At 55.5% G+C, this 24,503-nt stretch carries 20 protein-coding genes; 1 reads left to right on the top strand and 19 read right to left on the bottom strand.

Annotation, left to right across the window (positions count from 1 at the left end; all coding sequences use genetic code 11):
- Positions 1-90 precede the first annotated feature (90 nt).
- Positions 91-429, bottom strand: coding sequence for a hypothetical protein (locus tag PSEMAI1_RS0100090; protein WP_156943064.1), 339 nt, complete (start codon positions 427-429; stop codon positions 91-93).
- Between the two features lie 73 nt (positions 430-502).
- On the opposite strand from PSEMAI1_RS0100090, the gene PSEMAI1_RS21050 reads away from it, so the two are divergent.
- A protein-coding gene (locus PSEMAI1_RS21050; RefSeq protein WP_156943063.1) for an IS3 family transposase occupies positions 503-1,668 on the top strand; the annotation gives its coding sequence in 2 pieces (ribosomal slippage) (positions 503-767 and positions 767-1,668; 1,167 coding nt in all).
- 124 nt (positions 1,669-1,792) lie between these two features.
- Here PSEMAI1_RS21050 and PSEMAI1_RS21610 read toward each other — a convergent pair.
- The 18 genes from PSEMAI1_RS21610 to dnaA all read right to left on the bottom strand — a co-directional run bounded on the left by PSEMAI1_RS21610 (position 1,793) and on the right by dnaA (position 24,400).
- A complete protein-coding gene (locus PSEMAI1_RS21610) occupies positions 1,793-2,194 on the bottom strand; it encodes a hypothetical protein (protein ID WP_156943062.1) in 402 nt (133 codons plus the stop codon).
- A 61-nt stretch (positions 2,195-2,255) separates the two neighbouring features.
- Positions 2,256-3,338 carry a DGQHR domain-containing protein DpdB gene (dbpB, locus tag PSEMAI1_RS21045; RefSeq protein ID WP_084612600.1) on the bottom strand — a complete coding sequence of 361 codons (1,083 nt, stop codon included), beginning with the start codon at positions 3,336-3,338 and terminating at the stop codon, positions 2,256-2,258.
- Positions 3,328-4,605, bottom strand: coding sequence for a tRNA-guanine transglycosylase DpdA (gene dpdA / locus PSEMAI1_RS0100075; protein ID WP_024300891.1), 1,278 nt, complete (start codon positions 4,603-4,605; stop codon positions 3,328-3,330). The genes dbpB (PSEMAI1_RS21045) and dpdA overlap by 11 nt, the downstream gene beginning before the upstream one ends.
- Positions 4,602-5,729: a DGQHR domain-containing protein DpdB gene (dbpB, locus tag PSEMAI1_RS21040; protein WP_084612599.1), complete on the bottom strand. Its 1,128-nt coding sequence runs from the start codon at positions 5,727-5,729 to the stop codon at positions 4,602-4,604. The genes dpdA and dbpB (PSEMAI1_RS21040) overlap by 4 nt, the downstream gene beginning before the upstream one ends.
- Positions 5,726-6,589 (bottom strand): hypothetical protein, encoded by an 864-nt coding sequence (locus PSEMAI1_RS21605; protein ID WP_156943061.1) that lies wholly within the window; start codon positions 6,587-6,589, stop codon positions 5,726-5,728. Before PSEMAI1_RS21605 ends, dbpB (PSEMAI1_RS21040) begins: the two co-directional genes overlap by 4 nt.
- A gap of 436 nt (positions 6,590-7,025) precedes the next feature.
- Positions 7,026-7,250 carry a transposase gene (locus PSEMAI1_RS20385; RefSeq protein ID WP_156943060.1) on the bottom strand — a complete coding sequence of 75 codons (225 nt, stop codon included), beginning with the start codon at positions 7,248-7,250 and terminating at the stop codon, positions 7,026-7,028.
- Positions 7,251-7,392: 142 nt separating this feature from the next.
- On the bottom strand, positions 7,393-8,418 hold the full coding sequence (locus tag PSEMAI1_RS21035) for a hypothetical protein (RefSeq protein WP_198019566.1): 1,026 nt from the start codon (positions 8,416-8,418) through the stop codon (positions 7,393-7,395).
- A 183-nt stretch (positions 8,419-8,601) separates the two neighbouring features.
- Positions 8,602-10,932, bottom strand: coding sequence for a DEAD/DEAH box helicase (locus tag PSEMAI1_RS0100055; protein WP_255327058.1), 2,331 nt, complete (start codon positions 10,930-10,932; stop codon positions 8,602-8,604).
- 694 nt (positions 10,933-11,626) lie between these two features.
- The gene (locus tag PSEMAI1_RS0100050; RefSeq protein ID WP_024300889.1) at positions 11,627-12,055 is read right to left on the bottom strand and encodes a hypothetical protein; all 429 of its coding nucleotides are present in this window, start codon (positions 12,053-12,055) and stop codon (positions 11,627-11,629) included.
- On the bottom strand, positions 12,052-12,573 hold the full coding sequence (locus PSEMAI1_RS20805) for a hypothetical protein (RefSeq protein ID WP_024300888.1): 522 nt from the start codon (positions 12,571-12,573) through the stop codon (positions 12,052-12,054). Before PSEMAI1_RS20805 ends, PSEMAI1_RS0100050 begins: the two co-directional genes overlap by 4 nt.
- Positions 12,574-12,594: 21 nt before the next feature.
- Positions 12,595-12,942 (bottom strand): helix-turn-helix transcriptional regulator, encoded by a 348-nt coding sequence (locus tag PSEMAI1_RS0100040; protein WP_024300887.1) that lies wholly within the window; start codon positions 12,940-12,942, stop codon positions 12,595-12,597.
- Between the two features lie 113 nt (positions 12,943-13,055).
- On the bottom strand, positions 13,056-14,951 hold the full coding sequence (locus PSEMAI1_RS0100035) for a TniQ family protein (protein ID WP_084612596.1): 1,896 nt from the start codon (positions 14,949-14,951) through the stop codon (positions 13,056-13,058).
- Between the two features lie 45 nt (positions 14,952-14,996).
- The gene (locus PSEMAI1_RS0100030; RefSeq protein ID WP_024300885.1) at positions 14,997-15,962 is read right to left on the bottom strand and encodes a TniB family NTP-binding protein; all 966 of its coding nucleotides are present in this window, start codon (positions 15,960-15,962) and stop codon (positions 14,997-14,999) included.
- Positions 15,959-17,929 carry a DDE-type integrase/transposase/recombinase gene (locus tag PSEMAI1_RS0100025; RefSeq protein ID WP_024300884.1) on the bottom strand — a complete coding sequence of 657 codons (1,971 nt, stop codon included), beginning with the start codon at positions 17,927-17,929 and terminating at the stop codon, positions 15,959-15,961. The genes PSEMAI1_RS0100030 and PSEMAI1_RS0100025 overlap by 4 nt, the downstream gene beginning before the upstream one ends.
- On the bottom strand, positions 17,907-18,617 hold the full coding sequence (locus PSEMAI1_RS20800) for a TnsA endonuclease N-terminal domain-containing protein (RefSeq protein WP_024300883.1): 711 nt from the start codon (positions 18,615-18,617) through the stop codon (positions 17,907-17,909). The genes PSEMAI1_RS0100025 and PSEMAI1_RS20800 overlap by 23 nt, the downstream gene beginning before the upstream one ends.
- Before the next feature lie 757 nt (positions 18,618-19,374).
- On the bottom strand, positions 19,375-21,765 hold the full coding sequence (gene gyrB, locus PSEMAI1_RS0100015; protein WP_024300882.1) for a DNA topoisomerase (ATP-hydrolyzing) subunit B: 2,391 nt from the start codon (positions 21,763-21,765) through the stop codon (positions 19,375-19,377).
- Positions 21,766-21,865: 100 nt separating this feature from the next.
- The gene (gene dnaN, locus PSEMAI1_RS0100010) at positions 21,866-22,972 is read right to left on the bottom strand and encodes a DNA polymerase III subunit beta (protein WP_024300881.1); all 1,107 of its coding nucleotides are present in this window, start codon (positions 22,970-22,972) and stop codon (positions 21,866-21,868) included.
- A gap of 21 nt (positions 22,973-22,993) precedes the next feature.
- Positions 22,994-24,400: a chromosomal replication initiator protein DnaA gene (gene dnaA / locus PSEMAI1_RS0100005; RefSeq protein ID WP_024300880.1), complete on the bottom strand. Its 1,407-nt coding sequence runs from the start codon at positions 24,398-24,400 to the stop codon at positions 22,994-22,996.
- Positions 24,401-24,503: the final 103 nt, after the last annotated feature.

Below are 24,503 nucleotides of genomic sequence, written 5' to 3'. Positions count from 1 at the left end.
TCGATGACAACTTAGTAGTGTTAAGTCGGATACAATCGTAAAGAGTCTAATTTATCAAGTAAATGCTAGCGCTGTCTGCAAGCACTGCAATCAGACCGGAGTCACCGCCGAATCGCTAGTATCGAACTTGGCTTGTAACTCATGCCACAGCGTATCGTTGGGAATTCTCCCTGCTGTGCCGCGGTTCAGGTGAGTCCACCCCCACAACCAGTACAGATATCGATCTCGCCAAAGCCACCATTGCTTCCGGGTGGGCGGACCATCTCGCCAGTCGGGCAACAGCAGGATCTGTAGGCCAAACTGCACATCCAGGCCCTTCTTGCCATTGAGCAATGCCTGCATGGTCTGGCAGCGGGCAAACCAGGACGAGAAGGGGTTAACGTCCTTGATTTTGTACAACAGGCAATACAACAGGTGCACGCCGCGCACGTAGAGGGCTTCTGGGGTAGCCTGATTCCCGCGGACAGTTCCGATTGTTACCATTGACAATCGGGAGTGTGAAATGAAGACCAGAAAGACATATCCAGTAGAGTTCCGTTCTGAGGCGGTAAAGCTGGTACTTGAGCAAGGGCTCAGCCTTGAAGGGGCGGCCAGGCGGCTGGGTATCCCCAAGGGTACATTGGCTAACTGGGTTGTAGCGGCGAGGTCTGGCGGTGACCAACCGGCGCCGGGGGCGCGCAGTGTCACGGAGCTGGAAGCAGAGAACGCCAAGCTGCGCAAGGAGTTGGCAGAGGCACGCCTGGAGCGAGACGTCATAAAAAAAGCTGCAGCGTACTTTGCTCAGGCATCACTGCCCGGTACGCGTGGATAGAAGAGCACCGAAACCTATTCCCGGTGGTGGTGGCCTGCCGGGTTCTAGCGGTGTCCCGTGCTGGGTACTATGGCTGGCGTGGACGTTCTCCATCTGAGCGAGAACAAGAGGACGAGCGGCTGAAAGTGGCGATCCGGGCGGCACATGCCAAAACACGGGAAACCTATGGCGTACGCCGTTTGCAGCCAGAACTGGCGGCGATGGGCTTTGAGGCCGGGCGTGATCGCATCGACCGTTTACGACGCCAGATAGGCATCCGGTGCCGGCAGAAGCGCAAGTTCAAGGCGACCACCAATTCGGCCCACTCGTTGCCGGTCGCGGAGAATGTCTTGGGTCAGGTGTTCGAGCCGCCCCGCCCGAATCAGGTCTGGACGGGTGATATAACGTACATCCCGACGGACGAGGGCTGGCTGTACCTAGCGGCACTGAAGGATGTGTTTAGCTGCGAGATCGTTGGCTATGCGATGGGCGCGCGGATGACGACCGAACTGGTCAGCAAGGCGCTGTTCCGGGCGGTCCAGCACCAGCGGCCGCCGGCCGGCTTGATCCACCATACGGATCGTGGCAGCCAATACTGCGCCAAGGCCTACGGGGATTTGCTGACGCAGTTCAGGATGCATAGCTCGATGTCACGCAAGGGGAACTGTTTCGACAATGCGCCGATAGAGAGCTTCTGGGGAACGTTGAAGAACGAGCTCGTCCACCATCGCCGTTACGCAACGCGGGCGGAGGCGGAGGCATCGATCAGGGAGTACATCGAAATCTTCTATAACCGCCAACGCCGTCACTCGCGGCTTGGCTACTTGGCGCCGGCTGAATTTACCCGGAGGTACTGGAATTCAGCCAAGGCCGCTTGAATCGGAGCTGTCCGCTCTTGCCAGGACACCCCAGGACTTCTCATGACACTTTTGAGCCGTTGTTGGACTGTCTAAGGATAAAACAAGCCCTTTCCTCTACATGGCACCACCAAAATTTAGCACCTCATAAAAGGCTTCCCTCCAGCTCAGCTCCCATTAGCTCAATAAGATGTGGCTTTTTGGTAAAAACCATAGCTGTAAATGCTATTAGGTCAGCAACAATGATAGAAAGTTGTTCATGAGAAAGGTCAGCTTGAATCAGACGATTCACTCGGTCAAGCAAGGACCCTAATTCCTCATCTTTGATCTTTAAACCATGCACAACATAGTTCTGTGGTTGAATTGCAAGAGCATGAACGCGAGACTTCAGAGCATACTCTTCTGTCAGAAGTCGATATGTTTCTCCAACATTCATACTGTTCGCGTCTGACAAACGTCGCAATGTCGCGTGCAGAGAATCACCTATCTTTAGCAAACCACTGGCTAGATTATTCACAGCAGCCGGTGATGCAAGTCCATTGCTCATGACTACCTCACCATCTATATTTATGCAATAAAAATTCCGAAAATCTCAAGCAGGTTTCATCTCACCTAGAGGCTACTTGACGCTTCATTTTCGGTGAACGACGAATAAACCCAACCAAATGCTCAGCTAATTGTTGATACTGTCGTGGGGTGTTCTCAATATGGTTCCAAGCTACAATTTCGGAGTCAGAAAATGACCAGTGCCCTGATGTCCAGGCAGTTTTTCCCACAAGAGGCTTTAACCCAGACCTAAATGCATCAATCGATGCATCTCCAGTTCGACAGAATATTTCATCCATCACATAACCCATTGCCACGATACCCGCTCCATGGAGTAATCTTGAGGTGGCCGGTTTATGGTTGATCCAGTCCTCAGCGAATACATCTTGGACTGCTGCGTAGAAATTACTGACAAGGTCGGCCATTGGACCAACATCTGGTGATCGCCGAGACAGTACTTGTAAAGCACCAGATGACTCTGAGTTCATGATTGCCTTTTGCAGCGTCGTATCGTTGATAATCCCGGCTGGATTACTTTGCATTTTCACTTTTCCAAACAGGGAGCTCTGCTTGGAAAAATTTAGTTTTTCCGTTACTGCTGCTGCCAATGAACGGGAAGACAAGCGATCAGGCAACTCCCTTACTGAGGGCAGAAGTTCGTATATCAGCGACTTTGGCAGCGGTTTAGTATTGTTGATAAGGATAAATTGGCGGCGCAGTTCGTCTATGTCTTTGCATATGAGACATGATACAAAAAGCTGAAAATCATCTCGCTTAGTCTGCGTCAATGCAGACAGACGCTGCTGACCGTCGACAACCAATGCAGGCTTTCCATTACTGGCATTTACCTCAAGAACATCGCCTCCATTTTTATCAGTTATCACGCGGGCATCCCCAACAAATGCTAGAACAATCGCATTAGGGAGCACTGCGTCGGACTGACTCAAATATCTTCGAATCTCCGCAATGTGACTGGCAATTTGAGGCCTTTGGAATCCGCTCACGGCACCTTCTTCATCGCGCCCAAGCCGGTCAACCTGGGCTATCTGATGAATTTCTGCAGCAGTAGCCCTAATCATCAATACTTCATGCGCAGTACTCTGTTTAGCGACCAGCGCGTCAAATCTGAAGATGTTATTTCCCATGAATTATTCTCTGCAAATGCTGGTAGTAGACCTGAAGGTTGTGAAACCCACGGCGCCGATTTCTGTTGCTGGAGCGGAAGATTGCCACCTCAATCCCAACTGATGCACAAACCTTGCATTGGCATGCTTGCCAAGGCCGATCCGTTAAAGTGCGAAGAAGGTTTTTCTCCACCTTTGACATCGCTTTATCGAGCGCCACCTCGGTCTTGTAATCGACGCTCAAGAACAACCGCTGATACTTAAGCACCTCATAAACGACATCTTCCACACGGGCTTGCCCCTGATCGAACAGACGCAGCAAATGAAGCGCTTTGGCCTCTCGTTGAGCTAACTCATCTTGATCTAGCCTGCCTTCCTTTACTGCGCGAGTCAGTTTCAAGTTCTCTAACGCAAGCGGAATCCTAATCGCTGTATAGTAATCCAGCCCGTCACTTTCCTTGCCAACATAATAATTGCTTTTAGCATCTTTAAATGCACGAATCAATGGCGAAGTCGAGTCGAAGCTGGCAATACCATAACCATTAAAATCCTTGATTTGCTCAGCCTTTGCAAAACCCAATATGTGTAACCTTGTTGATGGCTTGAGGCGGTCTCTTATGGCCTGCAATGCAAGGTGAATCTGTGGTGCATCGAGGGGGACCATACCACCCACGGCTAGGTAGTCATACCCCATCTTTTCCAGGTTTTGTGCAGCAATGGCCATACTATCCGGAGACCACCCCTGCACAACCCCTAAGGGAGTAAAGCTCTTGCTTTGTCTCGTTCTTTCCAGAAACTGTCGGGCATTTTCCTGAGTAATATCGAAGCGTTCCTTCTCATCGCCTTCAGCACCGTCCAAATCTTTATTTTCTGGACGGAAGCCAAAGATGATATGATCGACTGAACACCCATGACTAAATTGTCCATCCTCGTAAAACTCAGCCATGTCATCGGCTGAATAGGGGGGGACCTTCTCGGCAACATACGAAAATGCCCCACAGTCGCCGAAAACAGACAAATTTTTGTGCTTATCACGGTCCAATCGAAGAAATTCGCGCGCGCCCTCGCGACGAAGACGCATCGCCTGGGCATCAGTATACTTACCCTTGCGGCGAGAATCCCCCACAATACCTCTTGATATAAGAACTCCGTCATATGGGGGGCGATCAAAAAACTCATGGGGATATTGATCATCCCAATATGCTTTCCGACCAGGAGTATTCTCGTCAGTTAGAAAGTTGTAGCCCGGATCTATCTGATCAAGAGCATCCGCGAATATAAACTTCATGCAGTAACTGTTTCCATATACATACTATTTAATGTACGAGTGAGCTCATTGATTCCCCTTGGGGTAACCTCAATAGCATTCCACGGGAGGTTTGTATATGGCCAAGTCCCTGACGTCCAAGCACATCGTTCCGCAAGTGGCGCCAATTCACTTTTGAAAGAAACCTTTAGATCTTTCCTCTTCAAATCTACCCGACTAGCCATACGGTCTAACAAAGAACCCATTGCACGTATTCCAGCACTGTGTGTCAAACGACTCCGCTCTGGGGGTAGAACCCAAGCATCAGGAAAAGTTTCAGCAACTGCCGACCAGTAGGCATCTAGTACCCTGTACATCATGTCGATGTCACTACAACGCGACTGGTATCCCTTTAAGTGGGCTAATGCGCCTATAGGATTATTAATCCTCTCCCGAATCATTACGATGATGGCGGAATCCGTGAACGTATCTACACGTGCAGGCTTACCAGATGGACGGCTTATTCGGCCAAAGAATGGTGACCGCGAGTTCTCATGCAGAGCCGCACATAGTTGGGCAGGAATCTTGTTGGCAGCCAGGTCTCGAGGAAGGAATGTGTCATCAGTCTCTGGTAACAATTCATTCACAAGTCGCTGTGGTAGAGGCTTTGCCCGGTTCACGAGAATAAATTGCTGCCGCTGCAATTCAAGCGAGTTGGCAACAAATGCAATCACCGGAACCAACAGATCCCCCTTGTTAGATCTTGCAAGAGCAAGGGATCTTTGTTGCCCATCTACAATCCACGCGACCCTTTCCCCTTCTGCCCTTGCTGGCAAACTAAGGTAACCTGGGCGGGAGTTCGCCGGCACTCCGGTCCTTGCAGGGCCCCGTGGGCATGAAAACTTCACGTCTGGAGAAAGAGCAAGGATTATCGCATTCGGAAAAAGACCGCTTCCTTCGTTAAGATAGTCAGTGATCTGCTTGACGTGCTGCTGAATCTCCGGGCGCTGAAATCCTTCGAGGCCCCCATCATCGTCTCGTTTAAGTCGGCTTAGATCCGCGATGCGCGTAAGCGCCCTACCTTCAACAACGAAGCTGTATAACTGCACATCACCCTGCTGGAAAGCGATTGCAGATACCTTGATTTCGGTCGGCTGAATATTCATAGTCTCTCACAACTACCATGCAGGCAAGCTTCGGCTTGCGCAAAAATTCCCCTGAACCTACGCTCCTCACAGGCGATTCCTAGTTCATTCCTTAGCTTTCCCAATGTATAAGAGCGTCCCCAACGTTCATCAGATTTCATCGCTAGAATGGCCGACAGTATCTGATCATCGCTAGCGAACTTGCGCACGGGTTTAACCACTGGGGTCACGGCATCCAGAAGCCGTTGAATCTCGGCCCGTTGCGCGTCTATATCCAATAGCGTGGGTACTTCACGGATCAGAGAGATGAAATGGAACGCTGCGCGTGCAGCCAGCGAAGACACACTTCCAGAGCGGGCTCCTGCCAGCTGGTTAAGTCGAGAATCATATGGAATAGCCCATTGCCTCAGCCTGCCAGGGACCTTTGCTTTCCGTGCGACGATGATTCGCAACTTAGCCATATGCTCCTCTGTAAGCGAACAAAGGTCATCTTCAATCATGGCTAGGTACGTCTCAGGCAAGGCAACAATGGCAAGGTCGTCACGACACTTGATCATCTGAGCCAGCACATTTTGGCACCCTCTGGCACGACAAAGAGCACTCCACCATGCGCTCGGGGTGGCTGAAGAACCAAGTGAATGGCACGGGCCGGGGCCAAGCTTTGATACAGTTAAGTCATAGAGGGGTATGACTTCATCTGCAGAAATTACACCAAGGCCAGCAGACACAAATTGCAGTTCAACACCACAGCGTTCTTCTGTAGCACGCGCAGAAGCGGCGCCTTGCCCCGCATAGAGATGCCTCGCTTGTGCCACTGCAGGTGCATTCGACACAGCATCTACCCAAGCTCTTGCGTAACTCTCTAGATCGGAGGCGCACATGCTTCTCGCATTTAATACATGGCCATCAAGTGGCCTTTTTTTAGAACTACAATTTGTTATAAGTAGCATGTCAAATTAACTACAAGGCAAAATTTTTTGACATTCTACAGTTATCAACATCAACAACCAAGCACCCTTGGGGGGCTAAGTCATAATTGGCAAAGCCTCAATACTGGCTACCCCGGTCTGGGTGGAGAATGATTTTCCCAGCAGGCCTGCGGCGAGCTACGGCCATCGTGAGGGCCGCATGTCTAAGCTCTTGCTGCACCCGATGATGCATAGCCCAACCACCACGGCCCGGGAATACAGGCCGAGTACCACGGTGCAGCCATGCATGGTAGCCACTGCGGGAGACGCGAAAGAGTAAATGGCACATCGGGGTCACCGGGTAACGGCTCCGATAGTGTCCGAATCGCGCGGAATCTCACTTCGTAGGTTACGAGAAGATGGCAAGCGCTTGTTTTAGGACATCGCGCACCATGGTGACGCGAGCAAGATCGTCGCGCAGCCGTTTGAGTTTGGCTGCTTCACCGCTCTGCTTGCCGCGACTGGGGAAAGCAGCTGCCCCGGGCTCTTGAAGCTGCCGCTTCCATTTGCCCAGAATCGATTCAGTGATGTCGAAAGCCTGGGCGACATGCCGCAATGGATTGCCAGGTAACACCTACTCAACAGCTCGTGTTTGAGAGCCTCGGGGCAAGTACATCAGGTTTTGGTCATGGACACTGCGCCTTGGTGGTGATTATCCACCTTAAGTTAGTGTTCACGGGGAGCTGGACAGATCAACCGCGAGAGCCCAGGGCGGCTCATGGTACAGGAGGCGGCTCAATCACATATGAAGCATCCTTACCTGCGGGCTGAGGGCAAAAGTACCTGAAGTCGCACGCTATACAGGTACTAGTGTCTTGGCAAGAAGGTTGCCATACATGTGAAATATCACCAAGAGCGATCTCTGACGAGATCCGTTGCTCGATATCGAGTACGACATGATCGAAAGCCTGACCTGCTGCCTGCATGCTGGTTGGCGTAACAGGGATAACCCTAAGAGCCCGCTGAATTCGGAAGGACTCGCTCAACTCACTCCGTGCATCAGATCCGGCGCGAGCAGTTTGCAGAACGTAATAGTCCTCGCTTCCTCTTTCAGGCACAACATCGGACTTTCCGCCCCGAATTTGGCTACGTAACCCGATAACATCGGTTGTACTAGGCAACAACTCATTTACATATAGAACTACACCTGCGACAACAGGCTTGGTTTCCGCTTTTCGTGCACGCAACCACGCGTACATCTGGATCTGCCAGTCATGCTGTTGCCAATAGTCTTTCTGCTCGTATCCGATGTCCGGGCGAGCTGCCCCTTTATAGTCAACAATCACTTCAAACTCAGGAGGCAAGGCCACGCCTTGTAGCTTCAGTTCGCGTTCAATCGCAACTCGTAGCAGATTATTGGTGGGTACCTGGCTCAGACTGATATTGGTTAACACGTCAGCAACGCCAGTAACTCCGTAGCGTTCAGCCCGCAAGCTGGCTATGCCAGACACAGGGGGCAGTGGACGAGACCCCGCTAAGGGTTCTTCGGCGAATACGACTAGAGGGAACAGGTGAGGACCAATGAGGTTAATGGCTGCTGCCGCACGTGCATATGCGGTCATCCTTGCATCACGGTTACGCGGAATCTTACCCTGCACTGCGAGTACAGCCTCTACGCGTCGCCCGATTTCACCAATATCGTGCTCTGGAAGACCTTTGCCCTGTTCGCGCTCATTCCACTCAATCGTAGTCGACGGCCAAGGGAGCGGGATACCTCTTTGTTTCCACAAAGTGTAAGCCATCTCCATCACACCATGGATGAACTCACCAAACCATAATTGGACAGGGCGTGCAGGCGGCAAAGCGCTCCCATTTTGATACCTATACTGCAGGCCGCACCGAAGGTAGGACAACAAGTCCCCAGTAAGGCTATAGCTAGGAATAGTGGTCGGTTCGTGTCGTGCGTCGAGGGCCATATGATTTGCTCAAAGCAGAGTTAGTGGCATACGTTCCGGCCGTGTTGGCGTGGCACGAGTAAGTGGAGGGTTATTGTTTCTCCACGACCAAGAGCCATCGCGCCTCCAGAACGTGGCGATGTTTTGGACTGTTGTTTTGTATTCAATGCTCTTGGTTAGGCCAACAAGCAGCAGAGCAACCTGTGCTCGACTGTAGGCAACATAATAAAGCCGCATCAAATCATCAAATGTTCGATCAATGTTGCTTCGTGCAATACGTATCGCGCCAACAGGTGTGTGCGGGGCAAGCGCCGATTCCATCAAAACGGTACTTGATGGGTCTCGGGGAAACCGACGAAAAGCCTGTTTAGCATGGTTAGTCTTAAATTCTGATCCGATGTCAATGATCACCAGTGGGTACTCCAACCCTTTGGACTGGTGAATCGTCATGATGTTGAGACGGTTTCTTGGAATAGCAAACAGCAAATCTTCGTCGATCTCGATCACCTTCTCGGCAATGGGCGCGAGTAGGTCCGTGATCACGACAGAACGGCTGCGCGAGTCGTGTGGCGCGCGCTCCAGAATCGCGAACCCATAACTCGAATAATGAGCTCCTTGCACCACGCAACGCATGATGGCTTCTAGATACACTTGGTGCTCCGGGTCGCGCTGAAACTCAGGCATCCACACAATCAACTTGTACAGCAGATCGAGTAGCGGAATGTCATCTGGCCAAGTGCCAGACGTTGCTATACGAGTACGCCACCCATTTACATAGGTACTCAAGGATGCAGTGTGCGTGTGCGGAGCTGGATTTGAAGTCAGAAACGTTTGAGCGGCCAACCGCCATTGGGGAATATACCGCTGGGTATCACGGGTTAGTGGCATTCCTATTTCTATTGCATCCGAGGGGTCAATACAAAGTAATATAAGACCCAATAATCGCTGCACACTCAAAATATCGCGTAAGTCTTGCCCACGAGGATTGAATACACCGAGTCCAGCACTTTGGAGATGCTGGCGCATTTGAACGGGGAGACGCTCCACAAGCCCCCCCTTATTATCATCCTTGTATTCCCGTACACTTGAAGCAAGCAAGACAGCGTCCCCGATGGCACCGCCTTCTGTGCTCGCACGCAAAGTGACAGAGGTACCAGGAATTGTTCGTCCTGCCCCTTGGAATACATCCACTAGAAATTGCGACAGATCCGCAGACAGATCCGCCATTGAGTCTCTGAACATTCCTAGCACCGGAACACCACGGCTCGGGTTAAACGGTGCGATCGCCGGCTTTCCCGCCACCCGTGCAGCCATGAACAAAGGATCATGCTGTGAAAAATCATTGAATAGCTGGATGATCTCCGGGGTCGAACGGTGGTTGGTAACCAAATAGACAAGGCGGCTAGTTGCACCCACTATCACACTGGAATAGCGCTGCTGAAAGTTTGTAAACAGCTCAACGGTTGCGCCCCGAAATCGGTATAGCGCCTGATCATCATCTCCAACAACGGCAAAGGCGCAACCTGATTGCCGCACGATCTCAAAGTAAATCGCTTCTTGCATCGGGTTTGTATCTTGGTACTCATCAACCAGAAGTGCATGTATTGGGGTAAGGCCAGGATATAGGGTGCCAGCTTTGAAGCCTTCGAGGATACGTTCAGAACAAAGGGAAAAGTCGAACATCTGCTGACCTTGGAGATACTGACGGTAGTCAGCAAGTAAGGTCGCCTGAGCCTGCTCAGCATTTCCACTTGTGCCGTATGTTCTAACGTCGACCAAGTCCTGGATCAATCGGTTGTTAACCGTGATCGAGAGGTCACAGGCTTGGCCTTGATTGCGAGGCACTTGCTGCTCGAAACTAAACTGGGCCAGATAGGGATCGAGAGTTGCCTGCTGCCCAGCGCGATAATAGGCTGGGGAGAAGACTTTGCGGCGATATACAAAGTGCGCCGCAAACTCTTCTAACATCACAGGGGCCGGAGAACCAACTTGCCGTGTGCTGCCCAGCCATTGCTGACAGAAGCTATCAAGGGTACCCGCTTGAATGGCGTTGATATCAAGACTTGCAAGCCAATTGTCCCTGGCATCATCACCTGATACCACGGCCTCCGCGCGGAAGTGATCAACGAGCTTCAAGCCCCAGCTGATGAGGCGACTGGATAGTTCAGCAGCCGCTTTCCGAGTGAAGGTTGTGATGACCACGGAGTCCGGGGGCATTCTGTCAACTAACACGTGACGCAAGGCCCGCAAGACCAAGACTGTGGTCTTGCCGGAGCCAGGCCCCGCGACGATCATCAATGCAGGTGACTGTGGGTGCTTAACACATTCAAGCTGAGGATCATTCAGTTTCCGAGAGAGCACTGAATTTACGGCAGCCAAAAACTCATCGAGTGAAATCACTCCCGGCCCTCAATATGGGTTGTTTTAGATAGTATGCACAATCGCAAGAAACCATGCCATGCAATATACTATCAGCATACACATGACTTCTAAAAGCCTGCCGTGCATTGCACATGATGTATGAATTTTAATGGATGGCGTGGTCCACTCCACCGTCGGTGTAATGGCTACACTTTGGCACGGAATATGGAAGGGCGCATGGGCTAACAGTTGCCACCGAACATTAGAAGTCCCTGTTAGGTTCGTTGAAACCACACTCATCTGAACCCAACCTGGCATCGGTTGGCTACCAACGACAGGGGCATAGATTCATTGCGAACCAGCCCTGCCACCAGACTAGCAGGTCACCTCACCCGCGTGTCTTGATATTTCGCAGATGATTTCTGCAAAACGACTCATCGCCGGCATGGCGCGTATAGACGGTCTGTGACGAGGCATGCTGCTGCACCACGCCTTCCGTCTTGTTCACGAAGGAGCGGACCTGCTCGCACACATCAACCTGCCCGACGTGTCTGAGCGCCTTGGTTATATTGAGGTGAGGGCTCTTCATGGCGTCGAAACCAATAGTGGATTATTGATGAACGATAGCAGGGAGCAGTGTCGAGCCCCAACCACACTGTGCCCAGGCAGCAATGCTGTGTCAGCTACCCGACTCTCATACGTCACCTTTGCTCATTGCGGCAATCAATGCCATTCGCTGCTCTGCAGACAATGACCGTTCAGGGTCATCCGCCTGATCGACGATTCTCACACTGTCCGGTGTATACCCCAGGTGCAGCAACTCTTCGCCCAGTTGCTCCACGTCGGCTCTTTCGATCACTCGGTCATCGGCCAACGTGGCGGCAAACCAGCCACCGTTACAGTCCACCACGGCCATTTTTCCTGGCGTTATGTCTCGTGGTGCGCGGGCCTCTTGGCACAGGTGCGATAATAGCTTGTGGTGTGGGATACGGTCGCGGAAAAGCGGCATCAGCGAATTAAACAGTGCCTGGATGCGTTCCGGCTGCCCCTGCATGTCGCGCAACGCGTGTAGACCGATGGCAGCTAACACTTCCAGCCGGGCTTTCTCAGATAGATCGCTCATGGTTGTAGCTCCTCAGGGGCACGCTCCGGGTTCGCTGCTTGCCATGCCAGAAACCCGGCACGCAGCGCACGTGCGTCCGCGAGAGCATGGTGTGGAGGCCAGTCGGAGCTATACGTGGCCATCAGTGCTTGCTGGAAAATCGGGTCGCTGACGATCTCGTGCGACAGCAACCACTTTTCCCCCACGTTGGTGGGTAGGTGTTCGTGTATTCCACCACCCAGCAACGCATCAGCCAGCAGCTCCCAATCCGCAAAATAGTCGAAAACCAGCGTTACCGGCTCGCCCAGGTCCTCGAACCATTCCCGCAAGCGGAAGGAAAGATGCGCTTCGCTGCATCGGGCATCAGGAATACGGTGCAACAAGGGTAGTACGCCTGACACCACAAAGTCGTTGCAATCCTCACGCCGATAATCGTTGCGCTCGGCATAGAACTCGCGCCCATCCTCCGTCACCAACCCGATACTGATCAGGTCGATCTGGATGAAGTCGGTAAACTCGGTATCCACAAACACAAGCATCAGAGGTTCCTCGCACCGAGATTAGAAATCCAAGCGATCATCTTTGTCCTTCTTCTGCCTTACCCGCTTAGGCATGTTATGCCTCTGTTGCCAGTTGGCAAACTGGTCAGTCTCGGGCGCAGCAATCTGCGCCAAGCGGTCAGCAAAACCAAGGACAAACAAGGCGCTGGCATAAACGCCAAGACTGACGCCCGGATCGCCCGCCTCGACACGCCGAACCGTCTTTGCGGTCACAAACATGTTTTTTGCTAGTGCCTCTTGCGTCATGACTCGACGCTGGCGAGCCAATTTGATGTCCATCCCAAGTTTTTGAATGGCTACCTGCACCTTGTCGGGAAGGGCCGTGGTTCCCAGTGTCTTTCGGGTCATATCACACCTACAAACTTGCCTTAAGGGGTAACTAATGACCCCTTTTGTGATCTGTAAATGTACCAAGACATTCGCCTGCAGCCGTGTCTCAGCAGACTGGGGCGTGGCCACGTCTATTCGAGTCGACGCTTTTGCGCGAGGTACACCTCAACATCAGCTCGCAGAAACAGATAGGTCGTCCCCCCATCCACGGATGGGCCGGTAACGGGCCACACTCCCTGGGCCAACATGGCACGAGACGCCGACTTTTCGCCAAAGCCGGTCAACTGCCCCAGCATGCGGCCCCAGACGTAACGCTCCTTGAAGCGATCTAGCGTCTCTCGCGTGAGCCGGGGTTTGTTTGGCCCATCCGGATACACAAAACCAAATAGCAACCCTCGGTCGCGCAACCAGTACAACACATGTTCCTTGATGCCCAAATAGCGGGCGGCCGGAGCCAAGGCGAACACCTGCTTTTCTGGCAGTATCCCGGCAAACCAGGACTCAAACTGCTCTCGTTCCAATAGCAAGCCCTGCAGCCCCCGCCTGCACGGATCTCTGGCGACCACCTGAAGCTTTCCCTCCTGGAGAGCCTGCAATACGGTTACCAAGTCTGCACCATCGCGGGTACGGCCGCGACAGATCTGCGCCAATGAAACCAGGCTGACACAGTCTGGAGTGGCATGCAGCTTTACCTCCAGCCCACCCAGCAAGCGATCCAGCTCCTTTTTCTCAAAAACCCAATTAGCATACGATTCAGCCTTGCCTTCGGGACGATACGCCGGTGACAGCAATCCCGATGCGACAAAGAGCCGCATCCGCCCCTTGGTCGTACCGAGATACTCGGCGGCCCCCATCAGGTTGAACAACTGACCATCACTTCCCTGCTTGAAACGGTTTACCGACTCCCGGTCGACGACCAAAAATTGCCGGCTTCCCTGCGACTCCGGGTACCAGCCCCGAATGTGTCCTTCATTGACCAAGGCCACCACCTTCTTCCGGGTGATATCCAGCATCTCTGCCGCCTCTTTGGCGGTAATGACTGAGTGATGGTCGGCAATGTACTGGTTCACGAAACGATGTCGATTAACGATGACCCCCTTCCACTTATCGGAGACAAACCGTTCAAACTCGTGGCGGACGAAATGCAACTCCGGATGGCTGAGCGCCTTGCTGAGGGCCTGTAGATGGATCCCTAGAAACAGCCGGAGATTGAGGGCGTATTGCTGCGATTGATCGGACAGGTCTGACATGAAGTCGTGAAAGGCCTGCGGCCAGCGCACCAGCAAGGCACTACCACTCTCGACAATCGGTAGCGCGACGTGCACGCGGTGGTGATCCTGTACTTTCAGCGGCTTCTTGAGTGATCGGTCATGGGTGTAACAGCCGAGCGTCCACACCAGATCGAGTAGCCTGGCAAGGTGTACCGGCTCCAGCAATGTGTCGAGGGTCGTTGATGGTACCGATTCGGACGAAGACATTCCGCAGGCGGCGGCAAACTTGTCGCTGATGAGCCGGGAAATCTCGAGAACGGCGGGCGATACCGTGGTTACCGGCCCCTCATCCAAAGGCTGACCACAGCGGCACAGTGTCAGCCCACCACTGTACCAACCCACGGGCTGGTGGCAGGCGGGGCATTGCTCATGGAGCGCACGTTGATGAACTGGGCAGGCCACCTGCAAGGTGACCAGCCATTCTGCTTTCCAGTAGGGCTTTTCACGCAAGCAATCCGGGCACCAGCGGCGATGGTGAAGGTTCCAGTAGATCGTTTTGATCCCCAGCCTCTTTTCTGGCCGTGCCGGAAGCGCCGAGCTGGAAGGCCCCCAGAGTTGTTGAAGGGTATGGGGCGGGTGACCTGTTGCTTGTAGAAAAAACTGTTCGAAGTCTTTTACCTCGATTGCCACATGCTTGCGATAAGCCTGCAACCAGGTCAGCGAGGCAAAATCGTTGGCCACGCCAAGGCGCAGCAAATAGCCCATCGCGCTTTCCAACGGGAAAGGCAGCGGACGGGATGGAAGACGAATTGTCATAGGTATTGAGCCTCCTCCAGACAGACCGGAGGAGGCTCCCTTGGGTTAAGTAGCGGACCTGGCCGTCGAGAACGCGGTCGGGGCGAACAGTTCGTTGGTCTTGGTCAACGGGCGGAAGGTGAACTTCTTATGGAACGGATTCAGCGTTCCAACCCCCTCTGCCCAGAGATTCTGTGTAAACGACTGTTCCAGCATCCAGAGTTCTACCTGTTTGCGGCCATGGTCGAAACGGATCTCCATCGCCCCGATCAGCAGTTTGCTCAGATAGCCAATCAAGCCATTCGAGGCATAGAACAGGCGATTCAACATGTCCCCCTGGCACAGTCCGATGGCTTTGCCGCCATGGATTTCCGCATCAAACCATTTCACGACCCCGGCAAATTCGGAAGCGGCGTCGTCATCGTCAACCGTAAATGGCAACATTTGGCACACCCCCTCCACGCGCCGCCGTAGCTGCTCATTGATGCTCAACATGGCCTCGGCGTAGGGCAGGCCCGATAACACCACCGGAATGTTGATCTGATTGAGCAGCGTCTTGAGCCACTCCGTTTCATCGTTGGAACCGAAGCTGCGTTTGGTCGCACCGAGAAGGTGCTGCACCTCGTCCAGCATCAGAAGTTCGACCTGAAATTTTTGTAACGAGGAAATAACCCGATCAGTCTTCTCGTTGACCGTGCCCCGGTAAGCCATAGGCACCCCCATGGCTTTCAGGATGTCTTCTGCCACACTGCGCACGGTGGGAGATGATTTGATCTCGACCCGCAGGACGGGTATCCGTTTTTGCTCCGGCTCCTCCACTGCGGGAAAGTGACGAACATACTCTTCCATGACCGAGCTTTTACCAGCCCCAGACGGGCCCAACACCATGACATGGCGCGGAGTATTGCCAGCCCGAGCCATCTGATGGACCCGGCTGACACGCCGAATAGCCTGTTCGAAAGCAGTGAAGTACAGTCGCCGGCGCTCCACCTCGCCCAGTTCGGCAATCCAACTGTCTACGACGGTGTTCATGGCTTGCCTCCTTGTCCCCACGGACGGAAGCTGCACTTGAACTGCTTGGGAGTAACGGTTATCCGATGAGCCCCCTTTGGTGGTTTGGAGGCTGACGTTGCCCTGGGTGCAGCGACATGGTGTGCATCTTGGGAGTTCGCGCCGGAGAGACGGGCAGCGCGCTTGCGCTGCTGCAACTTCTTGCCACCCAATGACTGGCCGATGACATCTCGTATCCGTTCCTTGGCCTTCGCCAGATTGAGAGGATTAGCCTCGGCCAAACCGGCTTCGCGCACCTCCCGGCAGATAAGCTCATGAACTTCCAGCCGTAGACCAGAGGCATAGTCGAACTCGATAGCAGGTACCTTGATCGCTTCGCCGGTACTGGGATGGATGACATAGATGTGGCCCAAGTCACCACGGTTGTAGCGCACCTGGACGGTGACCTTCTCGCCATGTTGATGCCGGATGGGAAAGAGTTCTTTGCTGTTGTAACGCAGTTTGTGAAGCTCGATGCCGTAGTGCCACAACGTACGCTCGGTGTACTCGGTCAGTGCTTGGTCCAATACCTTCAAGTCCGGCAAGCGGGGCGGGTTGTCATGTACCCCGTTTTGCCAGACGGCCAGTGGAGTCCGCTTCAACCCCCGGTTAATCCGCACCGAGTAGACATCAACGATCCAGATGTGCAGCGCGTGCAAGAACTCGTCGAACGTAGCGACAGCCGTCTTCAGTGGGTCATAACCATGGCGGTCCATCCAGTTGGCCAGGCTTGTGCCCTTCTGGGCATGGAAGAACCCTCTGGAAATCGACCGGAATGCCCGCTCGACCATGCCCTTGAAGTAAGGCTTCCTCTTCGGACAGAACTGCAATGTGATCCCAAGCTCAAAACAGGCCTGCTCCAGCGCCTTGCTGTGAAACTCCAGCCCGTTGTCGCAGACCAGTACTTGCATCAGGCCAAAGCATGGCCAGAGACCTTCGACCCGTGGGTAACGTTCACGGAGGTAATTTTTTGGCAGAATGGCGTGCCGCAAGCATTGGAAAACAGCCTCCGTGCTGGGGCCTCCAAAGCTGACATAGATGCCAAGAATCATCTTGCTCTTGCGATCAACCAAGATCGTTAGCGTCGGGCGCCCCAGTGGTAAGCCAGTACGCTCATCGACGACGAACAAATCGACCGGGGTATGATCAATCTCCGCCACCTCCAATATGTACTTCGCCTTCGGGCCCGCCATGCTGGTCCGAAACCGGATGGAGGCCTCCTGCTGCCCGTATTTCGCTACGGCGTGCTCATAAGCCGGATATGCCTTGATCGCTCGGCGTACCGTGTCGTAGCTAGGAAGCTCGAGTTGAGCATCTGTGGCGCGGAGAACATTCAGGTCATCAAGTCGTTTACGCAATGCGTCAAGGATATCTACGATTGAGCACCCTGGTGGCTCCAGATACCTTTCTTCAATCAGTTCAATGAGGGCTTCCTGTACCTCGACTGGAAAACGGCAGCCAAACCAGCCTCGGGCCTCGAATCGATCCAACAGGACAGCAGGACTATCGCTTCGTTTCTCTTTGGTAAACCAGCGATAGATTGATGATGGGCTGGGAGGATGGAGGTCTCCCAGTTGGTCAGCAATCTGCTTTATGAGCGGCTTGAGCTTCATGCCAGTAAAGGCAATCTTTACTCCCAATTGCCGGAGGCCATCCAAATAGCGCTTTTTCCAAAGGGCCTTGTCGACCTGCTCTGGCGGGTAGCTACTCAGGACCGCGTCCGGGTTCCTGCGTTGCAGCAGAGACTGCTCCTGATCCGCGTGAGACTTAGGAGCCACCCGCCCTTCGGCCCACCATGTGAGAAGTTGCTCCATGGAGTACTGATACACCACCAGCGACATCACGTCCTCCAGCGTGACCAGTTCGCCATTGATGACACGGGTTACCTGCACCTCCCGACCGTCCAGCAGGAAACTGCCTCCCTTATTAAAGCGAATCGACGAAGACATAGTCAGCCTCCTGCGGAATCAGTGAAACCAACGTGTCAGCGGTCAGGGGTTGCGAGAGATCGCAACTGAGTTCCCCATGAGCCAAGTACCAAAAGACGTCATCCATGCCATCCAGGTACTGGGCGAGTGAATCAAGAGGGAGGATGGTGTGCTCTCCCGACCGAGTCCGTAGCTGGCGCAAGTGGCGCCGCTTCTCAGGGGTTAATGGGAGCCCAAGAAAGCGATGCAACCTCTTGAGGTTGTCCAAGCGGGATGGCATACGGATCGTGTCACTGGACAGCACGATGAACTGGTGCCCTTGCCGAACCATAGCCTCACGGATGTACTGCAGCTTTTCATGTACCTCCGGCTTGGCCAGCGAACGGCGTGGCTTCACTTCGACAATGAGGATGTCGCCATCTCTGAGGATCAGCGCGTAGTCGGGGGTGTAGCGCCGAACTTTGTTGCCATTTGCATATTGCAGTTTGAACGGCTGTTCACGGATATCGACAACCTGCGGAGCAAACTCGAACTGGTACAGCGCATCTAGTTCAAGCAATTGCTCATAGGCAACCATCCTCCCTGCTTTTGTTGAAGGAAACAGCCCGCGGATGATGCTCCCAGTTGGGGCAACTACCAGGCGGGCAGGAGTGTGAACTGGGGTTCGCTGACGAACCCAAGGGCTCACAGCGTAGGAATGCTGGGTCATGATTTCTCCCCGGCCCCGCCAGGCTTAGGGCGTGACAGGGCCTCTCAAGTGAATGAGTACGTTGCAAAACGCAAAAAAGGGGCTTGACCTCAGGAGGGGAGAGGGACGATACTCAGGTTGTCCAGACCTTCGGGTATCGTGTCTCCCACGGTTTCCTGAGGAGCTAAGAAAAGGCGGGTGGTCTCCATCCGTCTTTTCTTTTTTGCGCGATGGTGATGCTACTTAAGCTAACTGTCCGTATACCTGCTCTCTCCCTTCTTCCAAAAGAATGCACTCACAAAGTGCCTTACAGTCGAGACCCTTCTCGACCATCTACCATTCTAGACCAAATTTTTAAAAATGGCATTATCAAAAAATAAATAACCAAGCATCCCGACAAAGCCATGTTTCGCCATCATTACGATGGAACCCGCCCTAAAAGACGAGTCGAACAGCGGCTAAGATGCTTGATATATCGAGGCTACAGCCAAGAAATCGCTCTTGACCTGTGCCAGCCATCGACTAGAGGCCACACCAAACAAGTTCGTCTCAAACAGCGTTTTTGCGACAAAAAGGCCAAACAAAAAGTCAAAAATAGAAATATAAACTTAAATATTTATAGAAAAACGTAAAAAACACACATTTCCCAGCAGAATCCGGGCTGTAAACATAAAAAAAGATCCCTGCCACACCTGACAGGGATCTCATGAACGACCGTTTGATTTTTCAGTTAAGTGCTGAAAAATGTCACGAACTCTGCAAACCTACAACTACAACATCACACATCAATATTCCGCGCAATCAGCGCATTGCCTTCGATGAACGCCCTACGCGGCTCGACGTTGTCGCCCATCAGCGTGGTGAACACGTCGTCGGCGCCCATCACGTCTTCGATCTTCACCTTGAGCAGGCGCCGCACGTTCGGGTCCATGGTGGTTTCCCACAGCTGTTCCGGGTTCATCTCGCCCAGACCCTTATAGCGCTGGATGTTCATGCCCTTGCGCACTTCGGCCAGCAGCCAGTCGAGCGCTTCGCCGAATTCGGCCACCGGCTTGACGGTTTCGCCGCGTTTGACGGTGGCGCCCTCGCGCAGCAGGCCCTTGAGCAGGTCGCCGGTCTTGGCCAGTTCGGCGTAGTCGCCGGAGTCGAGGAAGTCCTGGTCGAGCACCGTCACCAGCACGTTGCCGTGCAGCTTGCGGGTGATCTTGATCATCCAGCCGTCGTTCTTCTCGTCGTGCAGCAGGTCGAGCTGGATGAACTCGGCCGGCAGTACGGCGTTGAGCGCGGCGATGGCGGAACGGGCGTCGTGCTCGGTGTCGAGCGACAGGCGGCCGACCTTGAGCATGGCTTGCAGCACCAGCGGGTCCACCACGCGGCTTTCGCGTTCGATCACGGCGCGGGCGAGCAGGAACTGGCGCGCCACTTCGGCCAGGGTGTCGCCGGAGAGCGCGGCTTCGCCTTCGGCCGGCACCAGCTCGGCCTTGTCGAGCGCGAGCTGGAGCAGGTACTGGTCGAGCTCGTAGTCGTCCTTGAGGTAGCGCTCCTGCTTGCCGTGCTTGGCCTTGTAGAGCGGCGGCTGGGCGATGTAGATGTGGCCGCGCTCGACCAGTTCCGGCGTCTGGCGATAGAAGAAGGTGAGCAGCAGGGTGCGGATGTGCGCGCCGTCCACGTCGGCATCGGTCATGATGATGATGCGGTGGTAGCGCAGCTTGTCCGGGTTGTATTCGTCCTTGCCGATGCCGCAGCCGAGCGCGGTGATCAGGGTGGCGACTTCCTGGCTGGCCAGCATCTTGTCGAAGCGGGCGCGCTCGACGTTGAGGATCTTGCCCTTGAGCGGCAGGATGGCCTGGAACTTGCGGTCGCGGCCTTGCTTGGCGGAGCCGCCGGCGGAGTCACCCTCCACCAGGTAGAGCTCGGACATCGCCGGGTCTTTTTCCTGGCAGTCGGCCAGTTTGCCGGGCAGGCCGAGGCCGTCCATGATGCCCTTGCGGCGGGTGATCTCGCGGGCCTTGCGCGCGGCTTCGCGGGCGCGGGCGGCGTCGACGATCTTGCCGCAGATGATCTTGGCGTCGTTGGGGTTTTCCAGCAGGAAGGTTTTCAGCGCGTCGCTGATCACTTCGTTGACCACCGGGCCGATCTCGCTGGAGACCAGCTTGTCCTTGGTCTGGCTGCTGAATTTCGGGTCGGGCAGCTTGACCGAGAGCACGCAGGTGAGGCCTTCGCGCATGTCGTCGCCGGAGGTGTCGACCTTGGCCTTCTTGGCCACTTCGCTTTCTTCGATGTAGCCGTTGAGCGTGCGCGTCATCACCTGGCGCAGCGCGGTGAGGTGGCTGCCTCCGTCGCGCTGCGGGATGTTGTTGGTGAAGCACTGGACCGATTCCTGGTAGGAGTCGTTCCATTGCATCGCCACTTCGACCGTCATGCCGTCCTTCTCGCCGATGGCGTGGAACACCTTGGGGTGCAGCGCGGTCTTGTTGCGGTTCATGTATTCGACGAAGCCCGCCACGCCGCCGGAGAAGGCGAAGCTTTCTTCCTTGCCGGTGCGCTTGTCGATCAGGGTGATGGCCACGCCCTGGTTGAGGAAGGACAGTTCGCGGATGCGCTTGGCGAGGATGTCGAAGTGGTATTCGATCACGCCGAAGGTTTCTTCGCTGGCGCGGAAGGTGACTTCGGTGCCGCGGTAGGTGGTGTGGCCGGTGACGGTGAGCGGGGCGACCGCTTCGCCGCGGCGGAATTCCATTTCGTGCACCTTGCCGTCACGCCAGATCTTCAGGCGCAGCCAGTCGGACAGGGCGTTGACCACCGACACGCCGACGCCGTGCAGGCCGCCGGAGATCTTGTAGCTGTTGCTGTCGAACTTACCGCCGGCGTGCAGCACGGTCATGATCACTTCGGCGGCGGAGCGGCCTTCTTCCGGGTGGATGTCGGTCGGGATGCCGCGGCCGTTGTCTTCCACGGAGATGGAGTTGTCCGGGTTGATGGTGACCTTGATGGTGTCGGCGTGACCGGCCAGCGCTTCGTCGATGGCGTTGTCCAGCACTTCGAACACCATGTGGTGCAGACCGGTGCCGTCCTGGGTGTCGCCGATGTACATGCCCGGGCGCTTGCGTACGGCATCCAGACCCTTGAGAACCTTGATGCTGTCGGCGCCGTATTCCTGTTCGCTCATAAAACCTTCTCTGTCGTGTGGCAGGTGTCACCGGCAGGGACAAACGTCCCTGCCTTCGTCTTCGACCAACCCGGGGGGCCCGAAGTTGGCCGAAACCACGTTAGATGCGCATCGGCATCACGATGTACTTGAACTGGCTGAAGTCCGGAATGGTCACCAGCGTGCTGCGGTTGGCGTCGCCGAAGGCGAGCTGCAGCGTGTCGGCCGGCAGGTTGGTCAGCACGTCCAAGAGGTAATTGATGTTGAAGCCGATTTCCAGCTCGCCGCCGCCGTAGTCGATTTCCAGTTCTTCCTCGGCTTCTTCCTGCTCGCTGTTGGTACACAGGATGGACAGGCTGCCCGGCTTGAGCACGAGGCGCACGCCGCGGAACTTCTCGTTGGCGAGGATGGCGGCGCGCTGCAGCGCGTGCAGGAAGGTGAGGCGCTCGATCAGGAAGATCTTGTCGTTGTCGAGCGGGATCACGCGGTTGTAGTCGGGGAACTTGCCGTCCACCACCTTGCTGATGATGACGGTGGAGCCGAAGGTGAAGCGCACCTGGTTGGCCAGCAGCTCGATGGTGATCGGCTCGTCGCTGTCCTGCAGCAGCTTGTACAGTTCGAGGATGGTCTTGCGCGGCAGGATCACCTCGGCCTTGGGCAGCGAGGCGTCGATTTCGGCCGCGGCGTAGGCCAGGCGGTGGCCGTCGGTGGCCACCAGGCGCACCTGGGTGTCGTCGGTCTGCAGCAACAGGCCGTTGAGGTAGTAGCGGATGTCCTGCACCGCCATGCTGTACTGCACCTGCGAGATCAGGCGCTTGAGTTCCTTCTGCGGCAGGCTGAAGGTGGCTTCCGGCACGCCGTTGACCGACAGCAGCGGGAAGTCTTCGGCCGGCAGGGTCTGCAGGTTGAAGCGGCTCTTGCCGGCTTTCAGCGTCAGGCGGGTGTCCTGCTGCTCCAGCGACACGGTGGAGTTGCCGGGGATGGCGCGCAGGATGTCCTGCAGCTTCTTGGCCGAGGTGGTCAGCCGGAACGACTCGCCGGGCAGCGTCTCGGCGCTGGCGGTGGTGATCTGGATTTCCAGGTCGGTGGCCAAAAAGCCCACCGCGCCGTCCTTCTTCTCGATCAGCACGTTGGACAGGATGGGCAGCGTGTGGCGACGCTCGACAATCCCCGTCACCGCCAGCAGCGGTTTCAGCAGGGCATCGCGTTCAGCTTGCAGAATCAGCATGTTCCAGGCTCCCGAAAGGTATTAATTGCGCAGCATTTGCAGCAGGGTATCGTAATCGTGGGCGATGTCGGCGTCACTGCCGCGCATCTCCGCTATGGTCTTGCAGGCGTGCAGCACCGTGGTGTGGTCGCGCCCGCCGAAGGCGTCGCCGATGTTGGGCAAGGAGAGCTGGGTCAGCTCCTTGGCCAGGGCCATGGCGATCTGGCGCGGGCGGGCGATGTCGCGGCTGCGCTTCTTGCTGTGCATGTCGCCGAGCTTGATCTTGTAGTACTCGGCCACGGTCTTCTGGATGGCGTCCACCGTCACCTGGCGGTTGCCGGCGGCGAGGATGTCTTTGAGCGCCTCCTTGACCAGTTCGAGCGAGATGCTCTGGTTGGTGAAGCGGGCGTAGGCCACCACGCGCTTCAGGGCGCCTTCCAGCTCGCGCACGTTGGAGCGCACGTTCTGGGCGATGAAGAAGGCGACGGTGTGGTCGAGCTTGATGCTGTCGGCCTCGGCCTTCTTCATCAGAATGGCCACGCGCATTTCCAGCTCCGGCGGCTGGATTTCCACCGTCAGCCCCCAGGAGAAGCGCGAGATCAGGCGCTCGTCCATGCCTTCGATCTGCTTGGGGTAGGTGTCGCAGGTCATGATGACCTGCTTGCCGCTTTCCAGCAGGGCGTTGAAGGCGTAGAAGAACTCCTCCATGGTGCGGTTCTTGCCCGCGAAGAACTGGATGTCGTCGATCAGCAGCAGGTCGAGCGAGTGGTAGTAGCGCTTGAACTCGTCGAAGGCCTTGTGCTGGTAGGCGCGCATGATGTCGGCCACGTAGCGTTCGGCGTGGATGTAGCGGATCTTGGCCTGCGGATTCTTGTGGTAGACGTGGTTGCCGATGGCCTGGATCAGGTGGGTCTTGCCGAGGCCGACGCCGCCGTACACGAACAGCGGGTTGTAGGCCTGGTCGCCCGGATTCTCGGCGATCTGCATCGCCGCGGCGCGCGCGAGCTGGTTGCCCTTACCGGTCACCAGGGTGTCGAAGGTGAACGCCGGGTTGAGCCGGGTGCTCTCGTGTCCGCCGCCGATGGCCTTGACCGCCGCCTGCTTGGCCGGGGTGGCGGCGCTCGGGGCCGGGGCCGCGCCGCCGGCCGGGGCGCTCTTGCCGCTGGGCGCGGCCGGCTTGGCCGGCGCCGCCACCGGCGCGGCGCTCGGGCTGCCCAGCTTCAGCTCGACCGGCACCTCGCCCATCAGCTCGACGGCCAGCTCCTCGATGCGGCCGAGGAAGCGGTCCTTGATGAACTGCATGATGAAGCGGTTGGGCGCCAGCAGCTGCACGCCGTCCTCGGAGAGCTCGGCGGCCAGCGGCTTGATCCAGGTGTTGAACTGCTGTGAAGACAGTTCGGCCTCGAGGCGGGCGAGGCACGCAGGCCAGAAGTGATCCAGTTCGGTCATTAAGTACACGCAATAAAAAGCAAAAAATCCCGCCGTGGTCCGCTGTTGCGAAGGCGGGAGATACCGCCGCGCCGGGCCTTGTGGGCGGCGCGGCGGTCGGTAT

It is taken from the genome of Pseudogulbenkiania sp. MAI-1, from assembly GCF_000527175.1.
In the GTDB taxonomy this organism is placed as follows: Bacteria; Pseudomonadota; Gammaproteobacteria; order Burkholderiales; family Chromobacteriaceae; genus Pseudogulbenkiania.
This window is presented reverse-complemented; position numbering and strand designations above follow the sequence as displayed.